The sequence below is a fragment of the Kitasatospora sp. NPDC057738 genome, from assembly GCF_042798815.1.
Taxonomy (GTDB): domain Bacteria; phylum Actinomycetota; class Actinomycetes; order Streptomycetales; family Streptomycetaceae; genus Kitasatospora; species Kitasatospora lactacystinica.
This window is the reverse complement of sequence record NZ_JBHVJT010000139.1, coordinates 1-10261: the sequence shown is the minus strand read 5'-3', so window position 1 is coordinate 10261 and position 10261 is coordinate 1. Positions and strand designations below refer to the sequence as shown.

Genomic DNA, 10261 nt, shown 5'->3' with positions numbered 1-10261 from the left:
AGCATCGCCAGGGCGAGCAGCCAGACCGTCGCCGAGCCGGCGTCCGGCCCTCGCCCGCCCGCCGCGACGGCTCGGGCCGCACGGGCGCGCGCCACCCGCTCCGCCGTCTCCCGCAGCCCGGTCAGGACGGCCATGGACCACCACCTCCCGCCGTGACCGCCACCAGGACGTCCTCCCGCGCCGCCACGGCCGCCGCAGTGAGCCGGACGGCGAGCAGCCCGCCGAGCCTTCCCGGCCCCGCGCACGGCGCCTCCACCTCGACCCGCACCGTGTCGGCCGCCAAGACCACCCGGACCTGCGCGCCCGCCGGTGCCGCCGCGCGGGCGAGTTCGGCGGCGTCCGTCTCCCCGCGTGCGGCCGCCCTGGCACCGACCCGGGCGGCGTCCACGCAGCGGATCTGCGTGGCCGCCGCGAGCACTCCCCAGATCAGCATCGCCGCGAGCAGGACGAGCGCCGGCAGCGCCACCGCCGTCTCCGCGGTCACGAAGCCCGCGTCGCCGCGCGGCCGCAGCGGCCGTGCCCGGCCGGCGCCGCGCTCCCCGGCCCGGCCAGAAGCCGTCTTCAGCTGCCTGCCGCCCACCGGGAGCGCGGGCGGGGCGGCGTCGAGGAGCGTGCCGCGCGCGGCGGTGGCGGGAGCGCCTCCCGGCCGCCGGGCCGGGGACCGTCGGCGGCCGACGACCACGCCGCGGGGTGCGCCTGCGCCCCGGGGGCTCCCGGCCCCGGCCGGCCGACCGGCAGGAGTTCGACGGCCCGCCCTAGGTGGCATGGAGCGCCCGCACCAGCATGTCGGTCAACGCGCCCGTGATGGCCTCGCTGGTCACCACCTTGTACAACCCGGCCGCGAGGGCGCACGCGCCCAGCGTTCCGACGGCGTACTCGGCCGTGGTCATCCCGGCGTCCGAGCGGCCCCGGAGCCGGGCCACCCTGCGCACCCGGCAGGCTGCCCGACGGCTCCTCCGCCGCCACGCCCCGGTCAGCGGGCGGAGCGACCGCCCGGTACCGGTCCCGATCGCGATCACTGCGGTCATGAGATCCTCCTGTCGTTCGTTGTCCGTCGATGTCCGTGCATCCGGCTCTTGTTCACATCGCCTGCGCGAAGCGGCTGGTGAGGCCGACGACCACCGGCACCACGCCGATCAGGACGAAGGCCGGGAGGAAGCAGAGCCCCAGCGGCGCGGTGGCGAGCACCGCCGCCCGGCGGACCCGGGCGTGGGCCGCGCGGGCAGCCGCCGTGCGCTGCCCCTGGGCCAGCCCGATCAGCGGGCCCGCGGCGGGGACGCCACCGAGGCTGCTGCGCTCCAGGCAGCGCGCCAGCGACGCCAGCGGCGGGTGCTGCTCGCCCAGTCGGCTCCAGCACAGCTCCGGCGGCGCGCCCAGGGCCAGTTCGGCCCCGATCGCCACCAGCCGGGGACCCAGCGGCGCGCCCACACTCCGGCCCACCGCCGACACGGCGTCCGAGGGCAGCGCCGCCGACCCGAGGCAGGCCGCCAACAGCTCGGCGCTCAGCGGGAGTTGCCTGGTCAGCAGTTCCTCGTCACGGGCCTCCCGGCGGTCGACCGGCGACCGTGCCCGGGCCGACCACCGGTGAACGCCCACCGCCAGCAGCACCCCGACGGCCAGTCCGGTGCCACCACCGAGCAGCACCGCTGCCGCGAGCCCGGCGACGGCCGCTGCCACCGCCCGGCGTCGGCGCCCAACGTCCTTGGCCGTCAGCCCGGTTCGCCTTGCCGTCCCCTTTCCGGCCCGGGCCCGGGCGAGCACCCGTCGGCGCCTCACCCGGCCGCGCACCGGCGCCCACCCCAGGGCCGCCGCGCCCACCGGAAGGGCGAGTGCGACCCACTCGATGCCCCGCATCACCTCACCACCGCCCCGAGCGCCCGTGCGCGCACCCGCGACAGCCCGCAGACCCGCCCGCTCGCCCGAGGGCCGGGCACCGTACGGCCGGAGGCTCGGATTCGCTCGCGCCGCACCGGAGAAGCCTCCAGCGCTCCGTGGGCCGCCGCCCGGACGATGCGTGCCGTCCAGAGCACCCCCAGGCCCTCCAGGACCGCCCCCGCCACGAGGCAGCCCAGCCCGGCCGGGGTATGCAGCAGGACCTCCAACGGGTGCGCCCCGAGCGCCGCGCCGAGGAGCAGCCCGATGCCCGGCAGCGCGGCCAGGACGGCGATCGTCGCGCGCGGCCCGGCCAGTTCCCCGGCGATCTCCTCCGCCAGCGCCCGCTCACCGCGCAGCGCCTCGGCGACCCGGTCCAGCGCGGCGGCGAGCCCCGACCCGCTGTCGGCGGCCACCCGCCAGCAGGCCGCGATGGCCGCGGCCCCACTGCCGCCCGGCAGTTCGGCCAGCAGGTGCAGCGCGGCGGGCACGTCCCCGCCGTAGCGGCCCGCAGCCAGCCGGGCCACCGGCTCCTCGCCGAGCCCGCGCAGCCCCGCCGGGTCGGCGGCGAGACGCGCGGTCACCAGGTGCAGCGCCTGCTCCGGCGTCGCCCCGCCGCGCAACTCCCCCGCCAGGCCGGCGCAGAGCTCCACGACGGCCGCGGACCGGTGTCGGGCCTCCGCCGCCAGGCGTCTGCGCGACCGCCATCTGCGCAGCGGCAGGACGGCCAGGGCCGCCGCGAGCACCGGCACCGGCGAGGCGGTGGCCTGCCCGGCGGCCAGTCCCGCCGGCAGGAGCAGCAGTTCGGGTGCCAGGAACCCCGGCAGCCGACCCCGGGCCCGCACCGCCGTCTCCGGGCCCACGCCCAGCACCGGCGGCCCGCTGCCCGCCAGCACCAGCCTGGAGCGCCGCCCGCCCGGCAACTGCTCCTGCACCGCACGCCACGCCGCGACGGCCACCAGGCACAGCACCGCGGCCCAGCAGAAGGCTGGCTGAATCTGCGTCACATTGTTCACCTCCGCCCTCCTCGGTCCTTGCTCCCCGCACCGCCGAGCAGCAGCAGGGCGCCCACGGCGCACCCGCTCAGCAGCAGGGCGAAGACGAGTTCCACCGCCCGCGCGTCCGCGCTAGCCGACCCGGCCACCGTCACCACGATCACGGCCGCCCCGACCCGAGCGACACCCCGCGTGCCGCCAGCAGTCCGATCAGCCGCTCCCAGCCCGCACCGGGACGCAGGCCGCCGGACGCCGGGAAGGCCACCGCGGGCATGGTCACGGCCGACCCGTCACCGGCTCCGGTCAGCGTGTGGATCTCCGCCACCCGGCGCCGCCCCGAGCCCGGGTCGCGGACCAGGTGCACCACCACGTCGAGCGCGGCCCGCAGTTGGCTGTGCAGCGCCGGCCGGTCGAGACCGGCGAGCGAGCCCAGGGCCTCCAGTCGGACCGGCACGTCCGCCGCAGTGTTGGCGTGGACCGTGCCGCAGCCGCCCTCGTGCCCGGTGTTCAGCGCGGCCAGCAGGTCCGACACCTCGGCGCCGCGGACCTCGCCGATCACCAGCCGGTCCGGGCGCATCCGCAGCGCCTGGCGAACGAGGTCCCGCAGGGTGAACTCGCCGAGTCCCTCCTGGTTGGGCGGCCGGCTCTGCAGGCGGACCACGTGCGGGTGGGCCGGCTGCAGCTCGGCGGAGTCCTCGGCGACCACGATCCGCTCGTCCGGCCCGACGAGGCCGAGCAGGGCCGACAGGAGCGTGGTCTTCCCGGAGCCCGTCCCACCGGACACCAGCAGCGACAGCCTGGCCCGCACGATGCCCGCCAGCAGCTGCGCGCCTTCCGGTGGCAGTGACCCGCCCGCCACCAACTCGTCGAGCGTGAAGGGCCGGGGGCGGCAGACCCGCAGCGAGATGTGCGTGCAGCCGGCCGCGATCGGCGGCAGCACGGCGTGCAGCCGGGTGCCGTCCGGCAGTCGGGCGTCCACCCACGGGCGGGCGTCGTCCAGCCTCCGGCCGGCCGCGGTGGCCAGCCGGTGGGCCAGCCGCCGCACCGCCGCGGCGTCGGCGAAGCGGACTCCGTCGGCTCGCTGCAGGCCGCCGCCACGGTCGACCCACACCTCCTCCGGACCGTTCACCAGGACGTCCGTGACGTCGGGCGCCGCCAGCAGCCGGTCCAGCGGGCCCGCACCCACCAGTTCGGCGCGCAGCGAGCGCACGGTGTCCAGGACCTCGTCCCCGCCGAGCGGCGGGCGGGTGGCCCGCAGCGCGGCGGCGACCGAGCCGGCCGTCGGGGCGGCCCCCGACTCGGCCAGCCGCAGCCGGACCGCGTCCACCAGGGCCGCCGTGCGCTGCTCGCGGGCCGTCCGGCCGTACGGGCAGGGCTCGTGCGCGGGCCCGGGCGGCCCGCCGGGCGGCGGCACGCTCCGCAGCGGCCGGTGCTCCCGCGCACCGCCGCCCGGTTCGGGCGAGCCGGTCCGGAGGACCGTTCTGCGCAGACGGACCATCAGTACACACCTCCCCCGACCGCCGGCACCGGCGGCAGCACCTCGTTCAGGAAGCTCGCGCAGAAGCGGGCGAGCGGGCCGCTCTCCCGGCTCCCGGGCGGGACGCCCTTCACGACGTCCTGGGCCAGGCCCGGCTCCGGCTCCAGCTCTCCCGCCAGCGGCAACCGCAGCCCGCGGATGATCTGCCGGGCCGGGAGCCCGCCGGCCCGTGCCGGGCGCACCACGGCCCGGACGTCCCCGAGCCTCATCCGGGCCGCCGCCGCGACCCGGTCGGCGGCGGCCACCGCGCGCAGCTCGGCCGACACCACCAGCAGCGCCAGGTCGGACTGCTCCAGCGCCTGTCCGGCGGCCGCGTCGAGGTGGCGGGGCACGTCGACCACCACCAGCCCGCCGCGCCGTCTGGAGGCGGCCAGCACGCTGCGCATGGCCTCCGGCGGCACCGTCAGGGTGTCGCCGCGGTCCCAGGACAGGCAGGACAGCGCGGAGAGCCGTTCGAGCGCCGGCAGTGCCCGGGCCAGCTCGGCCCCGCTGACCCGCCCGCGGGAGCCGGCCAGATCGGGCCAGCGCAGCCCGCTGACCCGCTCGCCGCCGAGCAGGATGTCCAGGCCCCCGCCCAGCGGATCGCCGTCCAGCAGCATCGTCCGCCGGCCCGCCCGCGCGGCCGTGACCGCCAGCGCGCAGGCCAGGGTCGAGGCTCCGGCCCCGCCGGACCCGCCGAGCACCGCGACGGTGACCGCCGGGCAGCCGACGCCCTCGGCCGCGTCGGCGATCCGGTCGAGCAGCCAGGCCTCGGCATCGGGCAGGAACAGCACGTGCTCGGCCCCGAGTTGGACGGCTCTGACCCACACCCCGGGGTCGTCCAGGTCCAGCCCGAGCAGCAGCACCCCGCCGCGCCGCCCCAGCCCGGAGCAGCGGACGGCCTGGTCGTCCCCGACCAGGACCAGCGAGGCCCCTTCCCAGAGCTCCCGCGTCGGCGGCGCGCCCCGGACCAGCCTCGGCTCGGTGCCCGCCGCCGCGCAGATCCGCAGCAGGTGCTCGGCCAGGCCGTCGTCCTCGGTGACGACGAGCGGTCCGGCGACCGCGGGGCCCTCGGCGGTGATGTGGTCGGCGATCGGCGTCGACATGGATTCTCCCCTCCGCGCCGCCGGCCACCGGGGGGGGGTCGGCGGCGCACGTCGGACGGTTCCGGCGGACGGCCGCCCGACAGATCCTCTGGGGATGGAAGGGGTGAGGCCCTGTCCGGCGACCGCCGCCGGACATCACGGTGGGGGGAGTTCCGGATTCCGTCATCCGAGTTCCGATTGCCTGTGGATAACTCGTGGACTGTGGAGGAAAACGTTCACCCGGGCGGGGGGCTAATCGGTGAAGAATTGACGAAAGGGGGTCACCGAGATGAACCGGCGACCCCCCGCATCCCGTTCGAAGGCACTCCCGACGAGTGCTCGACACCTTCCCGACACCGCTTCCGAGCGGGCCCGCGGCACCGATCGGAACCAGCCGTTCGATCTCCGACGAACCTGAGCAAATGGCAACGCAGAGTGACGAAAGTCGATCGGCGGGCCGAGGTGACGACACCCCCTGCAAGCCGTCGGCACGACGGCGGCGAACGCGCCGCGAGGGGCGTTCAAGCCCTGAAAATGGCCCCGGACGTGCGACGACCCCCGCCGGGGGGGAGAGCGGGGGTCGTCTATCCACAGCCCGGCTCGGGGGGGAGGAGCCGGACCGGGTTAGCACGGTCGCGAACGATCCGTGACTTCCATGGTGTACCCGAGCGGCCAGAAACACAAACCCGCACGCCCACGAGTACGCCGAATGGCGGGGTGTTTTGCGGCTCCCTCTATCCTCGGTTCCCGTGGACACCACCGAGAACGCCGACGAGTACGCCGACGAGTCCCAGGGCGACACCACCGGGCCCGGAGAACTCCGCCCGCCCGTGCGCCCTCGACCCGGCGGGCTGCGCACGGCGGCCTTCTTCGACCTCGACAAGACCATCATCGCCAAGTCCAGCGCACTGGCCTTCAGCCGCCCCTTCTACCAGGGCGGCCTGATCAACCGTCGGGCCGTCCTGCGCAGTGCGTACGCCCAGTTCGTCTTCCTGGTCGGCGGCGCGGACCACGACCAGATGGAGAAGATGCGCGAGTACCTCTCCGCGCTCACCCGGGGCTGGAACGTCCAGCAGGTCCGCGAGATCGTCGCCGAGACGCTGCACAACCTGATCGACCCGATCATCTACGACGAGGCGGCCTCGCTGATCGAGCAGCACCACGCGGCCGGCCGGGACGTGGTGATCGTCAGCAGCTCCGGCTCCGAGGTGGTCGAGCCGATCGGCCGGCTGCTCGGCGCGGACCACGTCATCGCCACCCGGCTCAAGGTCGAGGACGGCTGCTACACGGGCGAGATCGAGTACTACGCCTACGCCGAGAACAAGGCCGCCGCCATCCGGGAGTTGGCCGCCACCGAGGGCTACGACCTGGCCGCGTCCTACGCCTACAGCGACTCCTCCACCGACCTGCCCCTGCTGGAGGCGGTCGGCCACCCGTCGGCGGTCAACCCCGACCGGGCGCTGCGGAAGGAGGCGCAGGCGCGGGAGTGGCCGGTGCTGGTCTTCGACAAGCCGGTGGAACTGCGGCGCCGGCTGCCCGAGTTCTCCGCCCCGAGCGGCTCGGTGCTGACCGCCGTGGCGGTCGGGACGGCCGCGGTGACCGCCGGGGTGATCTGGTACCTGGCCCGCCGGCGGCGCCCCGCCGCCTGAGGCCGTGCCGCCCGGCACCCCTTGGACAAAACGGTCAACCGGGACAGACTTCTCGTTTCGGGTTCCCCTTTCGCCCGAAACGCGATACAAATGAAGCACGGCCCGCGAGACCCGGTCAGGACCTAAGAGGTCAAACCGACAACGCAGTTCAGGCCCCACGGACCGCACGTACAGATATCCGGGCACCCACATGCAGCCGACCCGCTGTCGGGCCGCCGGACCAGACGAACGGGCAGGATCCCCGTCTGATCGGCACTTCCGGTGCATGCATGGTCACCCGGTATCTGCACCAGCGGCGGCACCCGGCAGGATCAGGTGCCGCCGCATCCGTGTCTTCGCGCCCCCTCGCGGAGCGCGCGCCTCCCCGGTCCGACCGCTCAGACCATCCCGCGCTGCATCGCCTCGCAGACCGCCGTGCTCTCCCGGACGCCGAGCCGCAACGCCCGGCCGCAGTGCGCGATCCAGGCCGCCATCCCCTCGGGGGTGCCCGCCAGGTAGCCGGCCAGGGCCCGGCGGTGGGCGGCGGTGCCGAGCTCCGCCAGGCCGACCTCGGTCGGACAGATCGACTTCGGGTCGAGCCCCTCGGCGATCAGCACGATCCGCTGGGCGGCCCGCGCGATCACCCCGTTGTGGGTGCCGAACGGCCGCAGCGCGAGCAGCTCACCGTGCACCACCGAGGCCACGACGAGGGCCGGCGTGCCCACCCCCTGGCCCTCCGCGCGCGCCACCAGCAGCCGGGAGAGCTGGTCGAGCCGGGCCGCGACCTCCTCCGCGCCCGGGGCGGGCGGCAGCACGGGCAGCGGCCCGTCCACGGCGTCGACCTCGACGCTCTCCACCGGCTCCAGCGCCAGCGGGAACAGCTCCTCGGCGCCCTCGCCGGCCCGTCGCGGGCGCCCGGCCGCCGGATCGCCGTCGCCCGCCGCGAGCAGGTGCAGCCGGGCCAGCACCTGGAGCGGCGAGTGCCGCCAGATGCTGAGCAGCTGGCCGGCCTCGGCGGCGATCCGCAGGGCCGCGCCGACCGTCCGGGCTTCGGGGTCCGCGCCGAAGTCGCTGCGGCGGCGGACCTCCTCCAGCGGCCAGTCGGCCCCGGCCAGGGCCGCCGACGCGCGGGCGCCGCGCAGCGCGGATTCGGAGGTGACCTCGGCCGCCCGGCGGCGCATCACCCGGTGGCCGTAGAGGCGGTCGACGGCCTTGCGCACCTCGGCCACCGCGTCGGGCACCCCGGGGAGCTGGGCCAGCGGGGCGAGGGGATCAGTTCCAGTGCTCACCTACCCGAGAGTAATGAACGGGCCGCCCCTCCCGGAACAGCAACCCCGCATCACCCATTAGAGGCAATCCTCACTTCCCGCCCGCGGCGGAACCCAAACCCCGGCTAGCATGGCCACTATCGGAGACGATAACGATTTCCAACTAGGGGTCGCGGCGCGCGCACCCCGGGCAGGCGGCCCGCAGCGAGGGCCCTGAGCGAGAGCCGGAGTCCCCAGATGAAGATCGCCTTCGTCGGCAAGGGCGGCAGCGGGAAGACCACGCTGTCCGCGCTGTTCATCCGCCACCTGGCGGCCATGGGCCGGCCGGTCGTCGCCGTGGACGCCGACATCAACCAGCACCTGGGCCCCGCCCTGGGGCTGACCGACGATCAGGCCGCCGAACTGCCCCCGCTGGGCGGACACCTGCCGGAGATCAAGGAGTACCTGCGCGGCAGCAACCCGCTGATCCGCTCCTCCGACGAGATGATCAAAACCACGCCGCCCGGCCGCGGTTCGCGGCTGCTGCGGATCGTCGAGGAGAACCCGGTCTACGCCTCCTGCGCCCGCCCGATCGCGCTGGACGAGGGCTCGGTACGACTGCTGGCGACCGGCGCGTTCACCGAGGAGGACCTCGGGGTGGCCTGCTACCACTCCAAGGTCGGCGCGGTGGAGCTGCTGCTCAACCACCTGCTGGACGGCCCCGGCGAGTACCTGGTGACCGACATGACCGCGGGCTCGGACTCCTTCGCCTCCGGCCTGTTCACCCGCTTCGACCTGACCTTCCTGGTCGCCGAGCCGACCCGCAAGGGCGTCTCCGTCTACCGCCAGTACCGGGACTACGCCCGCGACTTCGGCGTGCAGCTGCGAGTGGTCGGCAACAAGGTGCAGGGCCCGGACGACCTGGCCTTCCTGCGCCGCGAGGTCGGCGCCGACCTGCTCACCACCTTCGGGCAGTCGGACTGGGTGCGCCGTCTGGAGCAGGGCGCCGAACCGCCGCTGAAGTCCCTGGAGCCGGCCAACCGGGCCGTGCTGGAGGAGCTGCGGTTCGAGGCCGACGCGGCGTACGGGCGGCGGGACGCGCGCCGCTACACCGAGCAGGCGGTGCTCTTCCACCGCCGCAACGCGGAGAGTTGGGCCAACTCCAAGGTCGGCATCGACCTCGCGACACAGGTGGACGAGGAGTTCGTCCTCGGCGGGTTCGCGGACGACGGCGGGCGCGCGGCCCCGGCGGGCGCCCACGCCTGACCCGCACCACCGCAGCCGGACGGGCCGCGGCCTCCCCACCCCGGGAGGCCGCGGCCCGTTCGCCGTGCGTGCTCCCGCTCCGGGACCGCTCCCGACCCCGGCCCCGCTCCCGTCGCCGGTCCGCGGCCGGCCGGTGCCACGACACCTGCCACCAGCAGATTCCCGACCGTTCGGCCACCACCCATTGGGGTGAACCAGAGGGTTTTCCGCTTCCCTCCCGGAACCACGCTGTGCAAAGCTTTCATTACCCTCGGTTTACCGAGTCTTGATGGTTCGCCCGGCGGCCCCCGGTGAGACGTCCCGCACCTCGCCCGGAGCCCTGGCGTGCCTGATGGTCAACGCCGGCCGGTGACACCCGCACTCCCCCGCCGCGCCCACGCCATCCCGCCACACCGTCGCGACCCACGACAGCCGATCCGCCCCGGAGCCCCACCCCGGACTCACCGCCGGACCTGACTGCGTTCGCTCCCCCGGACAGACGGGAAGACAATGACCCTCGACATCTCCAGCGCCCCCATCGCCTCCGACACCACCGACCACGCGCCACCGGGCCCGGCCCCCCGGATCCGGTGGGCCCAGGACCTCTTCGCGTCCCTCGTGGTCTTCCTCATCGCCGTGCCGTTCTCCCTCGGCATCGCGCTCGCCACCGGCG

At 75.6% G+C, this 10261-nt stretch carries 10 protein-coding genes; 2 read left to right on the top strand and 8 right to left on the bottom strand.

All coding sequences use genetic code 11. The features are described 5' to 3' along the window. Positions 1-121: 121 nt before the first annotated feature. From ACFVGO_RS38705 to ssd, 7 genes are all read right to left on the bottom strand, one after another. Positions 122-484 carry a TadE family type IV pilus minor pilin gene (locus ACFVGO_RS38705; RefSeq protein WP_380636856.1) on the bottom strand — a complete coding sequence of 121 codons (363 nt, stop codon included), beginning with the start codon at positions 482-484 and terminating at the stop codon, positions 122-124. A 271-nt stretch (positions 485-755) separates the two neighbouring features. Further along, positions 756-1028, bottom strand: a complete 273-nt coding sequence (locus ACFVGO_RS38700; protein ID WP_380352458.1) for a DUF4244 domain-containing protein — start codon at positions 1026-1028, stop codon at positions 756-758. A gap of 52 nt (positions 1029-1080) precedes the next feature. Then, on the bottom strand, positions 1081-1854 hold the full coding sequence (locus tag ACFVGO_RS38695) for a type II secretion protein F (protein WP_380636854.1): 774 nt from the start codon (positions 1852-1854) through the stop codon (positions 1081-1083). After that, the gene (locus ACFVGO_RS38690) at positions 1854-2879 is read right to left on the bottom strand and encodes a type II secretion system F family protein (protein WP_380352461.1); all 1026 of its coding nucleotides are present in this window, start codon (positions 2877-2879) and stop codon (positions 1854-1856) included. The genes ACFVGO_RS38695 and ACFVGO_RS38690 overlap by 1 nt, the downstream gene beginning before the upstream one ends. 5 nt (positions 2880-2884) lie before the next feature. Then, the gene (locus ACFVGO_RS38685) at positions 2885-3016 is read right to left on the bottom strand and encodes a hypothetical protein (RefSeq protein ID WP_380352463.1); all 132 of its coding nucleotides are present in this window, start codon (positions 3014-3016) and stop codon (positions 2885-2887) included. 11 nt (positions 3017-3027) lie between these two features. Beyond that, positions 3028-4365 (bottom strand): TadA family conjugal transfer-associated ATPase, encoded by a 1338-nt coding sequence (locus tag ACFVGO_RS38680; protein ID WP_359902020.1) that lies wholly within the window; start codon positions 4363-4365, stop codon positions 3028-3030. Continuing rightward, positions 4365-5489 carry a septum site-determining protein Ssd gene (ssd, locus tag ACFVGO_RS38675; RefSeq protein ID WP_380636852.1) on the bottom strand — a complete coding sequence of 375 codons (1125 nt, stop codon included), beginning with the start codon at positions 5487-5489 and terminating at the stop codon, positions 4365-4367. Before ssd ends, ACFVGO_RS38680 begins: the two co-directional genes overlap by 1 nt. Before the next feature lie 809 nt (positions 5490-6298). Between ssd and ACFVGO_RS38670 the strand changes: the two genes are divergently transcribed. Next, positions 6299-7117 (top strand): HAD-IB family hydrolase, encoded by an 819-nt coding sequence (locus ACFVGO_RS38670; protein ID WP_359902135.1) that lies wholly within the window; start codon positions 6299-6301, stop codon positions 7115-7117. A 377-nt stretch (positions 7118-7494) separates the two neighbouring features. On the opposite strand, the gene ACFVGO_RS38665 is transcribed toward ACFVGO_RS38670, so the two are convergent. Continuing rightward, positions 7495-8385 (bottom strand): oxidoreductase, encoded by an 891-nt coding sequence (locus ACFVGO_RS38665; RefSeq protein WP_359902014.1) that lies wholly within the window; start codon positions 8383-8385, stop codon positions 7495-7497. A 216-nt stretch (positions 8386-8601) separates the two neighbouring features. On the opposite strand from ACFVGO_RS38665, the gene ACFVGO_RS38660 reads away from it, so the two are divergent. Then, positions 8602-9609 carry an ATP-binding protein gene (locus tag ACFVGO_RS38660; protein ID WP_359902011.1) on the top strand — a complete coding sequence of 336 codons (1008 nt, stop codon included), beginning with the start codon at positions 8602-8604 and terminating at the stop codon, positions 9607-9609. Positions 9610-10261 lie beyond the last annotated feature (652 nt).

Coding starts and splice junctions, on each gene's coding strand:
- ACFVGO_RS38700 (WP_380352458.1), bottom strand. CDS start 1,028: ATGACCGCAGTGATCGCGATCGGGACCGGTACCGGGCGGTCGCTCCGC.
- ACFVGO_RS38695 (WP_380636854.1), bottom strand. CDS start 1,854: ATGCGGGGCATCGAGTGGGTCGCACTCGCCCTTCCGGTGGGCGCGGCG.
- ACFVGO_RS38680 (WP_359902020.1), bottom strand. CDS start 4,365: ATGGTCCGTCTGCGCAGAACGGTCCTCCGGACCGGCTCGCCCGAACCG.
- ssd (WP_380636852.1), bottom strand. CDS start 5,489: ATGTCGACGCCGATCGCCGACCACATCACCGCCGAGGGCCCCGCGGTC.
- ACFVGO_RS38660 (WP_359902011.1), top strand. CDS start 8,602: ATGAAGATCGCCTTCGTCGGCAAGGGCGGCAGCGGGAAGACCACGCTG.